The organism is Alistipes communis, assembly GCF_006542665.1.
In the GTDB taxonomy this organism is placed as follows: domain Bacteria; phylum Bacteroidota; class Bacteroidia; order Bacteroidales; family Rikenellaceae; genus Alistipes; species Alistipes communis.
In genome coordinates this window covers 90572-108838 of the sequence record NZ_AP019735.1, presented here as the reverse complement: position 1 = coordinate 108838, position 18267 = coordinate 90572, and the positions used below count along the sequence as shown (strand labels likewise).

Genomic DNA, 18267 nt, shown 5'->3' with positions numbered 1-18267 from the left:
GAACAATTATGCCTGTCAGACACGATACTTTTTACAGCGACGAGGCCCAAGCTATCCTGGGGCGTGCGCCGTCATGGGTGGTGCGCTGGGGAATCACGGTCGTGTTTTTGATTTTTGCAGGAATCGTCATCGGCTGCTATTTTATCAAGTACCCCGATACGATCGAGGCTCCGGCGGTCATCACGACCGTCAATCCTCCCTCCGATCTGGTGGCGCGTTACGACGGGCTGATCGACACGCTCTGCGTAAAGGACAAAGAGCTCGTCGAACGGGGAGAGCTCATCGCCGTGCTGCACAATGCCGCGGAGCGACGGGACGTGGAGCGCCTCTCGGAGCATCTTCTCGCCGCCGATACGCTCGCGCCCGCCGCCCTCGCAGCCAGTCCGTGGCTCGACGGAGAATATGCGCTCGGGGAGCTGCAATCCGCCTTCGCCGAGTTTCAAAGCCGCTGCCACGACTACCGCCACTACCTTGCGACGGACAATATCGCCCGCAAAAAAGAGCTTCTGCGCGAACAGATCGCCAAGAACCGTGAGTATTACGCCAAACTCGAACGGCAACGTTCGCTGCTGTTGCAGGATCTCGACTACGGCCGCCGCACGCTGGAGCGGGATTCGCTGCTTCTGGCCGAAGCCGTGATCTCCGCCGCCGACTACGAAACCACGGCCCAGAACTACCTCTCGAAGCAGAACACGAAGGCAGGGTTCGACGCCACACTCACCTCGACCGAGCTGCAAATCATCCAGTCGGAGCAGCAGCTCGTGGAACTGACGCTCCAACAGGAAAACGAAACGGCGGAATACGAGCGGACGCTGGAGCAGAGCCGCCAGCAGCTCGCGGCCCAGATCGCCCAATGGCGGCAGCAGTATGTGCTGGAGGCCCCGGTCGCCGGCCGCGTAACGCTCGTGAACTATTGGAGCGGGAATCAGCATGTCGCCGTCGGCGACAAACTGGCGAGCATCGTTCCGGACGGTGCGACGGAGGTCATCGGGCGCCTGCAGGTTCCCTCGGCGGGCTTCGGCAAAGTGAAGGTCGGCCAAGGGGTGAACGTGAAGCTCAACGGCTATCCCTACATGGAGTTCGGCGTGCTGCGGGGCCGGATACGTTCGCTGTCGGCCGTGCCGGAACAGATACAGACCCAGAGCGGTACGACCATCGCCTACACCGCCGAGGTCGTCTTCCCCGACGGAATGACAACTTCGTACAAGCGCGAGCTGCCGATGATTCAGCGGATGGACGGCACGGCCGAGATCGTAACCGAGGACATGCGGCTGATCGAACGCTTCATCCAGCCCGTCGTGTCGCTTTTCAAAAACCGATGAGCCGTATGAAACGAACGTACATCGTACCGCTCGGACTGCTGCTGTTCTTCGGCACCTCCGGCTTCGCACAGGAGCGGCGCTGGACGCTGGAAGAGTGCATCACTCATGCCTACGAGCACAACATCGAAATCAAAACAGAGGAACTCACGGCCGCGGAAAAACGCATTGCGTTGTCCGAATCGAAATGGAACTATGCTCCCGATCTCTCCGCCTCGACCGGCGTATCGTTCTCGACAGGGCGCGTGCTCGACGAGACGACCTATGAGTTCGTGGAGAACGAGACCGTGGCGGGCAACAACGCCTCGCTCGGGGCGAATATCCTGCTCTTCGGAGGGCTGAAGAACTACTACAACCTCAAACGCGCGCAGCTCGATCTGCGGTCGTCGCTGCTCGCCGTGGAGAAGATGCGCAACGACGTGCGGATGAACGTTACGGCCTATTATCTGGAGATCCTGTGTGCCGAGGAGACGATCCGCGACGCCGAACAGGTCGTGGCGGAACTGAGGATACAGGAAGAGAAGACGGCGAAGAAGGTCGAGGCACGCAAGGTTACGACGGCCGATTTGCTGCAAATCCGATCGCAATTAGCCGATGCGGAGAACGACGTGCTGACGGCACGGAACACCTACGACATCGCGCGGCTGAACCTCTGCCAGCTGCTCGAAATCGACGACTATACGACCTTCCGGACCGTTGCGCCCGATGTCGGGGAGCTGACTCGTTACGACATCGCGGACAGCCCGGCAGAAGTGCTCGACGCCGCCCGGGGATTGCCCGAGCTGGAGGCGGCACGCGTGGGGATCGATCTGGCCCGCCGCAACCTGCAAATCGCACGCACGGCCTATTGGCCGACGCTCTCGCTCTCGGTCGGGTACGGGTCGAGCTATTCCGATGTACGGCAGAAGATGTTCCGGAATCCCGACGGCACCTATCGCTACGACGCCTATCCGTTTTTCGAACAATACAAGGACAATGCGAGCAGCTATGTGTCGCTGTCGCTCAATATTCCGATTTTCGGCAAATTCACGACCCGCAAGAACGTGCAGCGGCAGAAACTCGCCATACGGCAGGCCGAATACGCCCTGCGTACCACCGAAAAACAGGTGGAGAAGGAGGTTACGCAGGCGCTCATCGACGCCCGAACGGCGTGGGAGCGATACCGCGGAGCGCAGCGGTACGTCGCCTCGGCCGAGGAGGCCGCCCGGCAGATCGCCCGCAAGTACGACCTCGGTGCCGCGACCGTAACAGATTATAATACCGCCGTCAGTACGCAGGTCAAGGCTCGATCGCAACTCCTGCAGACGAAATACGAATATCTATTCAAGATAAAGACTTTAACCTATTATACGAACTACTACTATGGAGAATGAAGGACAGCAAACTAAAAAGCAAGTCATTTTAGGATGGGCGCCTCCCGCAAATGTTTATATGCCTTCGCCGGCTATGTCGGTGTTAAAAGCCTATCTCCAAAATTTCGGATACAACGTCTGCATCGAATATTGGAACCTTTATTTGCGGAAGCTCCAGAACGAATTTATGTGGAGTGACGGTACTTTGGCAGATGAAGGAGCCGAACATCTGTTGCTGTACTACAATTATTTGGCGATCAAACATAAAGACACTTGTGCATATAATCGACTGAAAGTTTTGCTGAAGGCTATCAAACCTCAGTATATCAATATGTCTCCTAATTTTTGGGATGAACATATGCATCAATATGCTCAAAAGTTCGAAGATCTGTTGAATGAAATCATAGATAAATACGATTTCGACAATATTCTGTATTTCGGGCTGGAGGTAAATTTGTATCAATGGGTTTGTTCGAGTATTATCGCAGAAAAAATCAAAGAGAAAAATCCATCTGCAATAATCGTTGTCGGAGGCATCGGCACCAAAGAAGCGGCGATTGCCTATTTGCAAAATTTCGCACAATTCGATATCGCTATGTGGGGCGAAGGCGAGATTCCGCTGCTTCATTTGACTGAGAAAATTTCCGAGGATAAAACGGATGAATTATCCTCGATCGGCAACATCGCGTACAGAGTAAATGGCGAAATTCTGACATCCCGAATACCTAATATGGAGTTCGCCGATTTATCGTCTAAAGCCCTCCGACCGGATTATTCCGATTTTTTCGATAAGATGGACTGCTATGGTGTTCCCAAGCAATATGCATTGTTATCTTTTGAAAACAGTAGAAGCTGCCATTGGAAGAAATGTCATTTCTGCTACTTAAACATGGGTTATAAATTCCGGAAAAAAGATATAGCCGTCACATTGGATGAAATCGCCGATTCGGTTAAGAAGTACGGAATCTACAGAATTCAGTTTTTGGATAATGATCTTATCGACAATGACTTTGCTCGCTTCGACGCTTTCCTTGACGGACTGATGGAAATCAGAGAGCAGTATCCTCGATTATCCATCGATTTAGGTGAAATCATATCGCACGGAGTCAATGCACGGATTGTAAAGAAGATGGCTTTGGCTGGATTCAATCATGTGCAAATCGGATATGAATCTCCTTCAGACAATCTTTTACGAAAGATCGACAAGAAAAATACATTTTCCAGTAATCTCTTATTCATCAAGTTCGCTTATAAGTACAGAATTCATGTAAACGGAGCGAACGTTTTACGGGGCTTGATAGAAGAAACGGAAGACGATATAATCGAGAGTATTGACAATCTGCATTTTTTAAGGTTCTTTTATGCCGAAAACTTTTTCAAGCATAACATATCTCAATTAGCTGTAATCAAGTCCAGTCCATATTATAACAAGATAAAGGACGAATTGCCATACCGATGGGCCGAAAATCCGATGGCTATGCTTCTGCCACGAAATTACTTGCAGGACGAGACTAAGATCATCCTTCTCGAACATCTGAAATTATCTCAGAATCTATTGTGGGACAAATTTATAGAAATCGAACATTATTATAAAAGCCAGCATTATTCCTACCTTTTCGTTGTCTACGATGATAAGGCTGTATACAAAGAATACTGCAATGGAACACTGATAAATGAGTTGGAATTCGATACGCATTCTACGGAGTGGAACGTATTGCAAAAAGCCAATGAGGAAGTCATCTCTCTCGTTGAATTGGCCAAAGAATGTCATATCGAGGAAAAGAGTCTCATTCCCATTATAGATGGGTTGTTTGCGGAAAGGCTGATTTTCCATAACCGCGATTATTCGGAGATTGTTTCCGTCGTCGATATATCCACCTCAAAATGACAAAGCCATGATTATTCGTAAAATCATTTGTCTGCTGTTCGCAGTCCTTCCGGTGCAAATCGGGGCCGCCCAAGAAAACCCGTATGATAATGCAATCGGAGAGGCTATCTCCCGAAGCGACTGGTTCGAAACGAGAGTCCGTTATGAGCGGACCGCCGACAGTCTGAGTGATTACATGCGGCTGTTCTCGGGAGCGCTGCTCGATCATAATTTCAACAATCCGGCGGGCGCCGTCGAGAAAATCCAGCGCATGTACGATGAGTACAACGCCCAAATGGGCGGCAACTTTTTCTCATTGTTCTGGATGATGTCCGACAATCTGGCAAAACTCGGACACTTCAATGCTGCCCATGATATTTGTACGAGCCTGCTTGCGCAAGGCCGTGACTATATGGACGAGGGGACGCGGACTGCCTTTGAGACCAATGCCGTCCTTTTCGGGCTGCAATCCCAGTGGCCCCGAATGGAAATATCGGATGCCGACGCGAACTACGACATACCGTTCGACGTCGAGGACGAACAAATCAAGTTCACGGCTGTCCGCGGCACACAACGTATCAGCGCAATGCTTGATTCCGGAGGGCAAATGACGGTTATCGACAAGCAATTGACGGAGAGATTGGGGTTACCGCTGTCGGCGGATTCGATCCGGTTCAACGAAACGCGGTGCCCTCTCGCATTGCTCGACACCCTGCGATTGGGCGCGGCCGTGTTCGTCAATATTCCGTGTGTGGTCTTGCCTCTCGAAGAGACGGGAGTTACGGATTGCAGCCTTATTCTCGGAAACGATGTGTTGCAACTCTTTCCTGAGATCGAATTGGACTATGGAGTTCGGGAGTTGCGCTTAAAGTCGCATACGACACCGCTGCCCGATACTCCCCGGAATCTGATGCTCCACAAAATACCTTATATTCTGGTGAAACTGAACGGAATCCCCGCAACGATGGTTTGGGATACGGGAGCCTCGAAATCGTCGGTCGAACCGGAATTCCATGAGGCGCATCGCGACCGGCTTCCGCCGTTGCAGGCACACGGACGCAAACGCGGGAAAACCGCGACCGGATATAATCCGGTACTCGAATACGCCATACTGCCGCAGATGGAACTGACAATCGGGGATAAAACGGGTGTGATGACTAACCTGTATGTGATCGAAGATATGCCCCATTCCCAGTTGATGGGAATACCCTTCGACGGAACATTGGGTGTACTGCCTCCCGCTGAATTCAAACGATTGACGATCAACTTTCAGGAAATGTATTTTGTCGTAAATTGATATACGGGGTGGGCTCCCGTATATTGATTCCAAATTTTATTATGACCAAAAAATTTAAGGAGCCTTAATAGTTCAGACAGTATTCAAATAACCTAAAACTTAAACTGCTATGAAAAAGAAATTCAATTTATCACTACAAGATCAGCAGAACCTTTTTGATCGAATTTCAAGAAGGGAAAGCGGGGAGATTTCAGGCGGTGATATCGATCAACAGCAAAGCACCATCGTCAACAAACCGCCGGAAGGAAATTATTCATTCAATTATGATCCACCTCCCAACAATTTTAATAATAAGATAAGCCCGGGGACGGTGGGGCATACTCACAGATTCTAATTTCCCAAAATGCAATTCATCCCCGCCAAAAATACTTTTGACGGGGATGATTTCATAAAACAATCGGGTTCGAAACATGGGCTGTCTCAGCAGATGAAGACGGGGCGTATCAGGTAGCGTCCCGCAATGTCTTGTCCGCATGGAGAATACGTTCAGGGTGAACTACGACCGTATCAAGGCCGAAGCCGTGAAGATCGCGGCGAAGGAACTCCGACGTCTGCGCGACGCCCCCGTGCCGTGCAAGCTGCTGCCACTGGAACCGCTCCGAAAGTGCAACCCTTTTTCATGGAAAGTCAGTCCCGTCGGATGCGGAAGCGAGGCTGCCGTATGAATCCATCTTTTTTGCATGGGAATTGCATTATACATCGTGCAATTTTGTTATCTTTGTGCAAAACGGACAAAGCAAGTAAGTATGGATACTTTGATAAGAACCTTCCGGACGCGGCTTCAGAACACGCCGACCGAATATGTGCGCGACATTCACGACAAGATTTTGTGGGAGAGCCGCCTTGTGGCTATCCTCGGAGCGCGGGGCGTCGGCAAATCGACGCTCGTATTGCAGCACATCAAACTGCACGAGGATGCGGAGACCACGCTCTACGTGTCGGCCGACGACCTCTATTTCTCGACGCATACGCTCGTGGAGCTGGCCGGACAGTTCTATCGGGAGGGCGGCAAGGCGCTCTATATCGACGAGATACACAAATATAAGAACTGGTCCACCGAGATCAAGAACATCTACGACACCTATGCAACGCTGCGCGTGGGCTATACGGGTTCGTCCATCCTCGATCTGGAGAAGGGCGGGGCCGACCTGAGCCGCCGCAAGCTGGAATATCGCCTGCCGGGGCTCTCATTCCGGGAATACCTGGCTATCGGCAAGGGCATCCGTATTCCCGCCCATACGCTCGGACAGGTCGTACGGAACAAGATCGACTTCCCCTATGCGGAACACCGTCCCGTGGCGCTGTTCAAGGAGTACCTGAAGGAGGGCTACTATCCCTATTTTCAGGAGAGCGGTTACTACCTCCGGTTGCTAAGCGTCATCAATCAGGTAGTAGATAACGACATTCCTGCATTCGCCGAGATGACGACCTCCACGGCTCAGAAGCTCAAAAAGCTGCTTTATATCGTCGCGCAGAGCGTTCCTTTCAAGCCCAATTACTCGAAGCTGGCCCGCGACCTGAACATCAACCGCAACATGGTGGCCGATCTGATGGTTTATCTGGAAAAGGCGCAACTTATCAATATTTTGCGCGACGACACGCATGGGATCAGCGCGCTGGGCAAGGTGGACAAGATATACCTGAACAACACCAACCTTGCCTACGCCCTCTCGGACACGACGCCCGACGTGGGCAACGTCCGCGAAACGGTATTCCTTTCGTTGTTGGCTCCGGCGCAGACCGTAACTTCGTCTTCGGTGGCCGACTTCCGGATCGGCGGGCTCACGTTCGAGGTGGGCGGCCGCAACAAAACGCAGAAGCAGATCCGCGACATCGGGAACGCCTATGTGGTGAAGGATGACATCGAGTACGGGCACCGCAACACGATACCCCTCTGGGCATTCGGACTGACCTACTGACCCTATACGTAGGGAATTGCGGTTACAACCGATCCGGATAACAGTCAGGGCAAAATTTTCCGGAACGAAGTCGGGTCGGCATATACTATGCGACGGAGCGCAGCGCGAGAGATATATGCACGGATGCGGGTTTCGATGCCGGCTTTCCCTACCGCTGTATCGACAGAAACGGTCTGCCCTGCCGCAGTGCGATAGCGGCCGATCCCGCACTCGTGCCGTTCCGGAACGGGCATCCGTCGTGCGGGTATGCTTACTGGAGATGCTGCCGACAGAGCAGGCCGCACCCCTGTCCGGCGGCAGACGAAGATGCTCCCCGCAATCGTCTCCTACTACGAACATCTGAACTATTTCAAGGCGTACAGGCTACCGAACAATCAGTTCTGAAAATCGCTGCAGAAAAAGTACTTATCCGATGAAAACAATGAGGATAATACGCGGCTCTACCCAAGAACTCCAGACTATTTACAGGATGAAAAATGAACCGATCATATCGACCGGAAGCTCCAGCACCCCGAATCCCCAACCGAAGACGACAGAGCGATACCGCGAGGCCGTCGAACTCTATCGCTCGACCCGCCTCTCCTGCCGTGAAATCAGCCGGACATGCAGCGTGAGTCTTTCCGGGCTGAAGGGACATATCTGCAAATATCACCGGCACCTTATGCTGGCGCGATACGATATTTCATGCGACAAGGAGGAGGCCGGAACTATCCGGCTCGGCCAGCTTCGAGGGCAGCAGCCTGCCACCCGTGCCGAATACAAGGAGGCGGTCGAGGCGCGCAGCAGCAGCATGGATTACATCGAATACAACGTCTCGCAGATCGCCCGCCGCTTCGGGCTGGACGGCACGAGGAAGCACAGAAGCGGCGCAGGCGGGTACGAATCTGAAGCCGGCTTTCGGGCCTGAGAAAAACAAGGCAGCCATACCTTGCTTTACATTCCGTCGGTTTTCCGAGTCGCTGCACACGACCGGCTGCCGGAGCGTTCGCGGCAGAGCCGCATTTACAGATCGGAGCCCCCCCCCAAAAAAAACCGCCTTGACGGAGGCTTCGGACAAGACCCGCTTCGGCAGTCGGGTTTCGGAGGTACGGCGGTGTAAGGCGGGATATAGTTGCCAAACACAGATATAAAAGGCAGGCAGCGTACACAGATTCCGTACCGATCCCTTGCGGACGACGGCTCCGCAGCCAATGGCAGCGGGGATCGTTCCTGTATGTCCATACCATAGAAAGCCTTCGAGCGTATGTTCCGGAGGCTTTTTCGGTTCGCAGGGTGGCGGCGCTTCCGGAGTGCGGAGGGTTGCCGGAAGGAGCGGATTTCGGAGTGCGGACAGCCATTGCGGAGTTTTCCGTACCGTCCGTCCGAATATTTGCCGTTGCAATTCATCGCCGCATGCGACCTCCGTTCGTCCGACGAGGCGGGCGGGTATGCGGGCGAGGCCGTTGATATGCCACCGCCACACGGCAGGCCAGAAGCCGCACGCTCCAATTTCCCCAGCAGGAGGGCTTCGATGCGTAAACGCATCGAAGCCCTCCTGCGTTTTTACCCGCCGGAATGGAGAACACCCGCGATACCTGCCGCGCGGCGATCCGTGCCATGCACCAGTAACGAAAGCACTACGAATCATTACGAATCAAAAAAATCAGAGATCATGTTACTGGAAAAAGAATATTTCGATATATGGATGCGCCGCATCATGGAGCGGCTCGAAGCAATAGAACAACGCCAGAAGCCGCCCAAAGCGCAGGAGTATCCGACGCTGGAAAACGGTGAGAAACTCTTCGACAACTACGACCTGTGCCGGATGCTGCACGTAAGCAAGCGCACGCTGCAACGCTACCGCTCGAAGTGCGGCCTAAAGTACCGGATGCTGAACCAGAAGGCTTTCTACAAGGAGTCGGACGTGCAGGAGTTCATCCGCGACAATTTCGCTATGTTCGCCCGGCGCCGTGAAGACCAGCGTCCGTAACGACTGAAAACCCTCACGCCGGATGAGCCGCGCTCATCCGGAAACAAAAACCTCCTGAGGGGTCGCCGGACTTCCGGCGGCCCCTTTTCGATGCGAGGCTATTTCCGGCGCGAGGGATGTGTCTTCCGAATTTGCGGCCTGCGCCGCGACTGCCGCAGCTGTTCGAGCTCCGTTTTCCGGCCGACGGCGAACCGTTCATGCAGCGCATTGGCCGAGAACGCCTTGCCCAGCCGCGAGCCGTTGAGTACGCAGCGGGTTTCATGGTCGATGAAGGTGACGCCCGTGATCCGTCCCGTGTCGTTGCGCCGCAGGTAGAGGTCGATATGCCGCTTCCGAAGCCGTTCGCGCAGCTCCGTTTCGTCCGTCGTATCCAGCAGGGCTTCCCCGACGCGGTGCCGTGTCAGAGCGAGCAATTTCTTTCCTCCGATCTGTTCCCCGGAAAAGGCCATGACACGTTCGATCTTCGCCAGCGAGGCGTCGTCACCCAATCGGGAGGCTTTCAGCGGCGCAGCCTGCGTTTTCTTTCCGTCGGCGTCCAGCACCGTATAGAGCACTCCCCGGTACGACCGTCCGCCCCGCGTACCCCCGACCTCCTCCACGCCGATACGATACAGCGCGAGCAGAGCCCGCAGTTCGCCGAGGGTCTGAAAGCGGTACATCGAGAGGGCAGGTTTCACCACCGAGGCGATCTGCCGCTTCAGGTCGCCTTTTTCAGGTTCCACGGGCGCGAGCCGCCACAGTTCGCCCCGCTTCCGCCCTTTGGCGCGGTGCAGACCGTATTTACGCTCGATCTTCTCCGTTTCGGCCACACTCCGCTCGTTGCGCCGGCTGTCGCCGATCTTGCGTCCGGAACTATTCACCTGCACCGTCACGATATGGATGTGGGGGCGGTCGATGTCGGTATGTTTATAGACGACGTAGGGCTGGCCGCCCCAGCCCATACCCTCCATATATTCGGCGGCGATGTCGGTCAGTTCATCGTCCGAAAGCCTGTCTTCGGGGTCGGGGTTGAGCGAGATATGGACGACCGGTTTTTCGGTGCGAACGTGCGAGGGCATCCATCGGAGCAGCTCGTCGGCGAGAGCCGCGACACCGAAGCGTCCGTCGGCCGGAAAGCGGATATTACTCGTCGCAAGCACCGCCCCTTTACCTTTATCGACCTTACGCTGATTATAAGCGAGTGCCCCGTAGATGTCCTTTCCGGTGGTAATATTGGCTACCATCGCTGCCGAAATTCCTCAGCGAGAGCCGCTATTTTCGTCCCCACGGCGACCAGTTCGCGCGTTTCGCTCTCCAATTTATAGAGCAGAGCGAGCGCCTTTTTGGGCGAAAAATGCGCGTGCAATTCCTTTACGATCTGGTTGTAATTCACGCCTATTTTTCTGAATTGGGCGTTGAAAGCGGTCAGCCGCGCGGCGAATTCCATCGTCCCCCGGTCGGATCGTATGACCCGAAACTCGTCGCCGAAGACCCGTGCTTTGACGAAAGCGGCCTTCGAGAGCGTGCCCGACTGCTCGAATAACGCGAGGAACCGGGCATATTCCCCGTCCGTGAAGCGCACCATCACGCAATTTTTCGCCGTGTCCGTTTTGGGCGGCCTGCCGCCCCTGCCCCGGACGGGGGCTTTGGTCTTTTCCATGCCTTTCGATTTTTACCGAAGGCCGCAAGGCCCCCGGTGCGGTAAAAATTCCGTTCCGGCGCACGGCGGCGCCCCGTAAAAAGCGACGACTTCGGAGGAGCTTTCTCCCCCTTGCGGGCAAGCTGTTTTCCGTTACCGAAATCGTTTCGGGTAACGGAAAACACAGCTTGCTGTGTCCCGAACATGAAATGTTCTCCGGACACAAGGGACTGCCCTTTGCGGAGGCAGTCCCGCCACGGTCGCCGGCCAGCACGAAGAGGCGTAACCGTAAAGATCGGAATCGGTTCACGGGACAAAGATACCGGCCTATGCAATCCGTTGTATGCCAGCAGGCAGCGCAGACCTATGCCAAACCTGCGCCAAACGGTGCCACGAACGTTCGCGGCCGCACGCTCCGGGTGCCGGAGGGTGTTTCTTTGCCGTTGCGGACAATCGGCAATGATGCGCTGCGACGATTCATTACCGACGTACGGAAAGCGTATCGGCGCGTATGTGCAGACACACGACACCTATGGCCGATCCATATATCCATATCGAAAGATATACGGACAATCCATAGCGGTTCATGCACGGACGTATGGACGGACGATACCGATGCAGGCATTGCCGTACGGAGATGCAGGAATGCAGACATGGAGGTATGCAGGCATACGGCCGTATTTCCGCAAAGCGTCGTTCCCGTACAGAAACGGGGCGTCGCAGCCATAAAGGAACGAACCCTCAAGGGTTTACATACACGGTCAAACGCTTTAATATTTCAATGCTTATGGAAAAAGAACCTGTTTATCTGGCCTTTTCCACCCAGAAGGGCGGAGCGGGCAAAACTACGCTCACGGTGCTGGTCGCCTCATACCTGCACTATGTGAAGGGTTACGACGTGGCGGTCGTGGACTGCGATTACCCGCAGCACTCCATCGCAGGGATGCGGCAACGCGACCTGAATCTGGCCATGGAAGACAACCATTACAAGGCGCTGGCCTACGAACAGTTCACGCACCTCGGCAAGAAAGCCTATCCTGTCGTGGAGAGCAGCACGGAGCGGGCCATAGACGATGCCGGCCGCATCACGGAACAGGCCGCGTTCGACCTCGTATTCTTCGACCTGCCCGGCACGGTCAACAATCCGTCGGTGATCCGCGCCCTCTCCAACATGGACTACATCATCGCCCCGATCAGCGCCGACCGTGTGGTGCTGGAGAGCACGCTGCGCTACATGACGGTCGTGAACGACGTGATCCGCAAAACGGGGGTTTCGAATATCAAAGGAACCTATCTGGTGTGGAACATGGTGGACGGGCGCGAGAAGTCGGAGTTGTACGAGGTGTACGAGCAAGTGATCGCCGAGCTGGGCCTGCAAGTGCTGAAGACCTTCATTCCCGACAGCAAACGTTTCCGGCGCGAGCTGTCCGCAGGCCACCGCCCGCTGTTCCGCTCGACGCTGTTCCCGGCCGACCGTTCGCTGCTCAGAGGAAGCAATATCGATGCGCTGACGGACGAGGTACTGACCTTGCTCAACCTCCGCGACAATGGCTAAGCGCATGAAAGCCGGGCCGCTGGACGAATCGCTCATCATCCAGTCCTTCAAGGATGCCGACCTGCTGGCCGATCCCGCAAATGCCGTGTTGCAGGAGGCCGGAGAGAATCCGGCGGCATCGCGCAGGGACGGAGAGGAGCCGGCGGCGGACGAGGCCGCCGCACCGACCGACGGCAACGCGAAGGGCAAGTCCCGCCGCCGCAGGGGAAGCTACGACGAGGTGTATCTCAAACGCAGGGAACTCAAGACGCGGCAGCCCGTTTACATCAGTCAGGAGATACACCGCTCCGTCATCAAGCTGGTACACCTGCTGGCGCTCGCGGGCAAGGAGATCAGCGTAGGGGGATATATCGACAACGTACTGGCCGAGCATCTGCGCCAGCACAAGGACGAGATCGCCGAGCTGTACCGCAGCGGAATAGACGATATACTGCAAACCGATCATTAAAACCTTTTCAGTTATGACACACTACACGACGACGGCCTGCATCCTGCTGGCCGCAGCGGCCGCAGCCGCGGCCCTCTTTATCCGCCGCGCGGCGATTTACCGCCGGCGTTCGCACAGGGCGGGAACCGCTCCGCAGTCGCAGCCCCGTCCCGATACGGCGCAGGACGACGGCTACCGAAGACGTTATGTCCTGAACCGATGGGACGGCGCTTTCCGTTCCGGCAAGACGGTACGCATCCGTCCGGAGCATTACGAACGCCTGCGGCAGATCACGGCCCGCAGCGGAGCGGTGTCGATGATAGCCTATGTGGACAACGTGCTGCATGCCCACTTCGAAGACTACGCAGAGAGCATCGACCGCTACTGCCGCAGTCGCAACCCCTCACGAGGCAGAAAGCAATGGACACACTGAGAACCGCCGTACTGGTCGCCCTCGCGCTCTTCGCCGCAGGCTACGCCCTATGGGTCGCCCGCTGGTTCCTGCGCGGGCAGCGGACAGCGGGCACGAAGCAGGCGTCGCCCCCGAAAGCGGAGGCGCGGCCCGCGATCATCGGCAAAAGTCGCTTTACGATGCCACACCGAAGCCAAGCGACGCCAACCGCTGCCACAGGTTCGGGAAACGTAAAAGAGGCCGAAAAAGCCGGTATATTTGCCGGAGCAAGTGTGCAAGAACATCCCCGGCAGATCCCGCCGGAGAAATTGGACGAAGTGTTCGGCGTCCCGCCCGCAGGCGAGAACAACGATCCGGAACCCTACGAGGCCCCGCTCTACGAAGAAGAACCTTTCCCGGACTTCGAAGCGGAGATAGAGAGGGAGATGGACGAGGACGAGGGCGAACACGACGATACGCAGCCCCCTGCGGGCCGTTCGTTAGCCAAGGGTGTACGTTTCGAGCAGATCGGCGAAGCCTACCGCACCGTAGCACATGACAATCCCCTTACAGACGAGAAGCAGCAGGAGACAGGACGCACCCTGCTGGGGCTGAAACAGACCGATATGTTCGAGGCCATCGTTTCGGCCGCTCCCGACGGGAACGACAAAGTGAGTCGCCTGATCGACGCCTACCTCACGGCATTCCAACGGAGGATCGCCGCAGAGGATGCGGGAGGCCCATCCCCGCAGGCGCCGGTTCCCGAAGGGTTCGACGTCCGCGATTTCGCATGAACCGACACCAAGACAATATGAAAGAGAGAGATTACGGATAGGTACGCCCTGTCCTCCGAGCCACTGAAACATCCATGTCGAACCCCGGCGCAGGGGCTTATCCGCCCTCTGCGCCACAAAACAAAAAAGCTATCCGAAGTCTATGAGAAACAAGAAAGTTCTGCTGTCGGCAGCCCTCGTCGTGTCTGCCGTTTCCTCGGCTCTGGCCCAAGGCAACGGCCTTGCCGGCATCAACGACGCAACCAACATGGTCACCTCCTATTTCGACCCGGGCACGAAGCTCATCTACGCCATCGGAGCCGTGGTCGGGCTGATCGGCGGAATCAAGGTGTATAACAAATTTTCGTCGGGCGACCCGGACACCAGCAAGACCGCCGCGAGCTGGTTCGGGGCGTGCATCTTCCTGATCGTAAGCGCTACGGTGCTGCGTTCATTCTTCCTGTAAGCGTGTCCGCCATGAAGTACACGATCAATAAGGGCATCGGGCGCAGCGTGGAGTTCAAAGGGCTCAAGGCGCAGTACCTCTTCCTCTTCGCAGGAGGACTGCTCGCCGTATTCGTGCTGCTGGTCATCTTCTACACGGCGGGCGTCGATCAGTGGGCGTGCATCGGCTTCGGCGCAGGGGCCGCCTCGGCGCTGGTGTTCTACACCTTCCGTATGAACGCCAAGTACGGCGAGCACGGACTGATGAAACTCGCCGCCGCACGCCGCCGTCCCCGCTACCTGATAAACCGCAAAGGCGCATGCCGCTTCCTAAACCGCAGGAAGGAGGTGCGTCATGCGTAACGTGATGAAAGCCTCCACGCTGGAGAGCAAGTTCCCGCTGCTGGCGGTCGAGGGCGGCTGTATTATCAGCAAGGACGCCGACATCACGGCAGCCTTCCGCGTCGAGCTGCCCGAACTCTTCACCGTGACGGGTGCCGAGTACGAGGCGATGCACGCGGCCTGGTGCAAAGCCGTGAAGGTGCTGCCCGAATACAGCGTAGTGCTGAAGCAGGATTGGTTCATCCGCGAGCGATACCGTCCGGAGGTGACGAACGAAGCAGAAGCAGGTGTCTCCGGCTCCGTCCGGCAAGAAGGAAGAAGGCGCAGCCAAATCTGCGGCGAGCAGGCGAGCTTCCTTTCGCGCAGCTACGAGCGCCACTTCAACGAGCGTCCTTTTCTGAACCACGCATGTTTCCTTTACCTGACCAAGACGACCAAGGAGCGGGCCCGCATGCAGTCCGACTTCTCGACCCTCTGCCGGGGTAACATCATTCCCAAAGAGGTAAATCCGGACACGGCCCGCGCGTTCCTCGAATCGGTGGATCAGTTCGAGCGCATTATCAACGATTCGGGACTGGTGACCCTCACACGCCTGACGGACGAGGAGATCATCGGCACACCCGACAATCCGGGGCTGATCGAGAAATACTTCTCCCTCTCGCTCGACGATACGACCGTGTTGCAGGATATGGAACTGAAAGCCGAAGGGTTCCGCGTGGGCAACAAGCACGTCTGCCTGCACACGCTCTCCGACACGGACGACCTGCCGGGGCGCGTGAGTACGGAGAGCCGCTACGAGCGTCTCTCGACAGACCGTTCGGACTGCCTGCTCTCATTCGCGGCACCGGTGGGCCTGTTGCTCTCCTGCGACCACATCTACAATCAGTGGCTCTTTCTGGACGACAGCGCCGAGAACCTGCGCCGCTTCGAGAAGAGCGCCCGCAACATGCACTCACTTGCACGCTACTCGCGCTCGAACCAGATCAACAAGGAGTGGATAGACCGATATCTGAACGAGGCGCACTCGTTCGGGCTGACCTCGATCCGGGCGCACTTCGACGTCATGGCGTGGAGCGACGACGCGGAGGAGCTGCGCCGCATCCGCAACGACACGGGCAGCCAGCTCGCCAAGATGGAGTGCCGCCCCCGCCACAACACGGTGGACGCCGCGACGCTCTACTGGGCGGCCATGCCGGGCAACGCAGGGGATTTCCCCGCCGAGGAGTCGTTCTACACCTTTATCGAGCCGGCCCTGTGCTTCTTTACGGGCGAGACGAACTACCGCTCGTCGAGCAGCCCCTTCGGGATCAAGATGTGCGATCGCATAAGCGGCAAGCCGCTGCATCTGGACATCTCGGACGAGCCGATGCGCCGGGGCTGGATCACCAACCGCAACAAATTCGTACTGGGGCCTTCGGGGTCGGGCAAATCGTTCTTTATGAACCACCTCGTGCGCCAATACTACGAACAGGGAACGCATATCGTACTCGTGGATACGGGCAATTCGTATCAAGGTTTGTGCGAGCTGATACACAACAAGACCAAGGGCGGGGACGGGATTTACTTCACCTACACCGAAGAGCATCCGATCAGCTTCAACCCTTTCTACACGGACGACTACGTGTTCGAGACGGAAAAGCTGGACAGCATCGCCACGCTGCTTTTGACCCTGTGGAAGAGCGCCGACGAGAAAGTGTCGAAAACCGAGCTGACGGAGATCGGCAACGCCGTGGCCGGCTACATCGGCCGCATCAGGGCCGACCGTTCGATACGCCCCTCGTTCGACACCTTCTACCAGTATCTCAAGGGGGAGTTCCGCGAAGAGCTCGAAAGCCGCGAGATCGAGGTGCGGCGCGAGGAGTTCGACATCCGCAACCTGCTGACCACGCTGCGGCCCTACTACCGGGGCGGGCGCTACGACTTTCTGCTGAATTCGCCCAGCGAGATCGACCTTTTGTCCAAACGTTTCATCGTCTTCGAGATCGACGCCATCAAAGACAACAAGGAGCTGTTCCCGATCGTGACGATCGTGCTGATGGAGGTCTTCATCAACAAGATGCGACGACTCAAAGGCATCCGCAAGATGCTGATTATCGAGGAGGCGTGGAAGGCACTGGCATCCAACAATATGGCCTCATACGTCCAATATTTGTACAAGACCGTCCGCAAGCACTTCGGCGAGGTGGTGACGGTCACGCAGGAGGTGCAGGACATCATCTCTTCGCCCATCGTGAAGGAGGCGATCATCAACAACAGCGATTGCAAGATTTTATTGGATCAGCGCAAGTTCATGAACCGCTTCGACGCCATCCAAACCCTGTTGGGCCTTACGGACAAGGAGAAGGCGCAGATCCTTTCGATCAATATGTCGAATCATCCGGGCCGCAAATACAAGGAGGTCTGGATAGGGCTGGGCGGCGTGCAGAGCGCCGTATATGCCACCGAGGTCAGTAAGCAGGAATATCTCGTGCGCCCGTAAAGGGAATTTGACGAATGTCGCTTTGGCAAGCGACTGGGCAAGTGTTTAAAATGCCCATTAACAACCGCTTACCGGAGGGGGAAACCCCATAAGGGAACACAGCACGTTGGTAAAGCCATAAGTCAGCCAACTATCAGGCTGCGACTGAATGGCAAGTTAAAAAGATAGATATAAGGATAAAGCCTGCATTGGTTGAACGATAGTCCGAGCAGTCGTATCCTTGGGCGGTGACGGAAGATAGTTATATACGTCACACTGCGGTACTACACCGATGACAGATAGCGGATGTAGCATAAACTGACCGCAGGGCAACTGCCATAAGCAGTAAAGGACGAAAGTCGTATCCGACAATCTATCGCGCCAAACAGTTGTCAAGTTCCTAAACGGGGATTGCCTAAACCGGAACGCCGCAAGGCTATTAGGTGTAGACCTATGAATATCCGGCATGGCAACGGAGCTTCCATAGTAGTCTGAGCAGGGTAACGCCCTGTACATGGCGAAGGGAAGCAGCTAAT

General features: G+C 56.0%; 19 protein-coding genes. 17 read left to right on the top strand and 2 right to left on the bottom strand.

The window, feature by feature from the left end:
* Positions 1-8: 8 nt before the first annotated feature.
* The 10 genes from FMF02_RS00520 (at position 9) to FMF02_RS00480 (ending at position 9723) form a co-directional block, all read left to right on the top strand.
* Positions 9-1322 carry an HlyD family secretion protein gene (locus tag FMF02_RS00520; RefSeq protein ID WP_141411837.1) on the top strand — a complete coding sequence of 438 codons (1314 nt, stop codon included), beginning with the start codon at positions 9-11 and terminating at the stop codon, positions 1320-1322.
* Between the two features lie 5 nt (positions 1323-1327).
* Entirely contained in the window at positions 1328-2692 is a 1365-nt protein-coding gene (locus FMF02_RS00515; RefSeq protein ID WP_162502247.1) for a TolC family protein, read from the top strand.
* Positions 2682-4559, top strand: coding sequence for a B12-binding domain-containing radical SAM protein (locus FMF02_RS00510; protein ID WP_141411835.1), 1878 nt, complete (start codon positions 2682-2684; stop codon positions 4557-4559). Before FMF02_RS00515 ends, FMF02_RS00510 begins: the two co-directional genes overlap by 11 nt.
* Positions 4560-4566: 7 nt before the next feature.
* Positions 4567-5835: an aspartyl protease family protein gene (locus FMF02_RS00505; RefSeq protein ID WP_141411834.1), complete on the top strand. Its 1269-nt coding sequence runs from the start codon at positions 4567-4569 to the stop codon at positions 5833-5835.
* Positions 5836-5944: 109 nt separating this feature from the next.
* On the top strand, positions 5945-6169 hold the full coding sequence (locus FMF02_RS00500) for a hypothetical protein (RefSeq protein WP_141411833.1): 225 nt from the start codon (positions 5945-5947) through the stop codon (positions 6167-6169).
* 139 nt (positions 6170-6308) lie between these two features.
* Positions 6309-6500 (top strand): hypothetical protein, encoded by a 192-nt coding sequence (locus FMF02_RS00495; RefSeq protein WP_141411832.1) that lies wholly within the window; start codon positions 6309-6311, stop codon positions 6498-6500.
* Positions 6501-6581: 81 nt separating this feature from the next.
* Complete coding sequence (locus FMF02_RS00490) at positions 6582-7754, top strand: ATP-binding protein (protein WP_141411831.1); 1173 nt, start codon at positions 6582-6584, stop codon at positions 7752-7754.
* 246 nt (positions 7755-8000) lie between these two features.
* Positions 8001-8138: a hypothetical protein gene (locus tag FMF02_RS13590; RefSeq protein ID WP_162502246.1), complete on the top strand. Its 138-nt coding sequence runs from the start codon at positions 8001-8003 to the stop codon at positions 8136-8138.
* Positions 8139-8166: 28 nt separating this feature from the next.
* The gene (locus tag FMF02_RS00485; protein WP_179952773.1) at positions 8167-8661 is read left to right on the top strand and encodes a hypothetical protein; all 495 of its coding nucleotides are present in this window, start codon (positions 8167-8169) and stop codon (positions 8659-8661) included.
* A 744-nt stretch (positions 8662-9405) separates the two neighbouring features.
* Positions 9406-9723 (top strand): helix-turn-helix domain-containing protein, encoded by a 318-nt coding sequence (locus FMF02_RS00480; RefSeq protein WP_032135162.1) that lies wholly within the window; start codon positions 9406-9408, stop codon positions 9721-9723.
* A gap of 98 nt (positions 9724-9821) precedes the next feature.
* Here the strand turns inward: FMF02_RS00480 and mobB are convergent, their stop codons facing one another.
* Together mobB and mobA are read right to left on the bottom strand one after the other, a co-directional pair.
* Positions 9822-10946: a conjugal transfer protein MobB gene (gene mobB, locus FMF02_RS00475; protein WP_141411830.1), complete on the bottom strand. Its 1125-nt coding sequence runs from the start codon at positions 10944-10946 to the stop codon at positions 9822-9824.
* Positions 10940-11362, bottom strand: coding sequence for a conjugal transfer protein MobA (gene mobA / locus FMF02_RS00470; protein ID WP_141411829.1), 423 nt, complete (start codon positions 11360-11362; stop codon positions 10940-10942). The genes mobB and mobA overlap by 7 nt, the downstream gene beginning before the upstream one ends.
* A 766-nt stretch (positions 11363-12128) precedes the next feature.
* Between mobA and FMF02_RS00465 the strand changes: the two genes are divergently transcribed.
* The 7 genes from FMF02_RS00465 to FMF02_RS00435 all read left to right on the top strand — a co-directional run bounded on the left by FMF02_RS00465 (position 12129) and on the right by FMF02_RS00435 (position 17752).
* Positions 12129-12896, top strand: coding sequence for a ParA family protein (locus FMF02_RS00465; protein WP_141411828.1), 768 nt, complete (start codon positions 12129-12131; stop codon positions 12894-12896).
* The gene (locus FMF02_RS00460; RefSeq protein WP_141411827.1) at positions 12889-13344 is read left to right on the top strand and encodes a DUF3408 domain-containing protein; all 456 of its coding nucleotides are present in this window, start codon (positions 12889-12891) and stop codon (positions 13342-13344) included. The genes FMF02_RS00465 and FMF02_RS00460 overlap by 8 nt, the downstream gene beginning before the upstream one ends.
* Before the next feature lie 13 nt (positions 13345-13357).
* Positions 13358-13756 carry a DUF3408 domain-containing protein gene (locus tag FMF02_RS00455; protein ID WP_141411826.1) on the top strand — a complete coding sequence of 133 codons (399 nt, stop codon included), beginning with the start codon at positions 13358-13360 and terminating at the stop codon, positions 13754-13756.
* Positions 13744-14508, top strand: coding sequence for a hypothetical protein (locus FMF02_RS00450; protein WP_141411825.1), 765 nt, complete (start codon positions 13744-13746; stop codon positions 14506-14508). Before FMF02_RS00455 ends, FMF02_RS00450 begins: the two co-directional genes overlap by 13 nt.
* Before the next feature lie 142 nt (positions 14509-14650).
* Positions 14651-14953 (top strand): DUF4134 domain-containing protein, encoded by a 303-nt coding sequence (locus FMF02_RS00445; protein WP_032135169.1) that lies wholly within the window; start codon positions 14651-14653, stop codon positions 14951-14953.
* Positions 14954-14964: 11 nt separating this feature from the next.
* Positions 14965-15294: a DUF4133 domain-containing protein gene (locus FMF02_RS00440; RefSeq protein ID WP_032135170.1), complete on the top strand. Its 330-nt coding sequence runs from the start codon at positions 14965-14967 to the stop codon at positions 15292-15294.
* Positions 15287-17752, top strand: coding sequence for a TraG family conjugative transposon ATPase (locus FMF02_RS00435; protein WP_141411824.1), 2466 nt, complete (start codon positions 15287-15289; stop codon positions 17750-17752). Before FMF02_RS00440 ends, FMF02_RS00435 begins: the two co-directional genes overlap by 8 nt.
* Positions 17753-18267 lie beyond the last annotated feature (515 nt).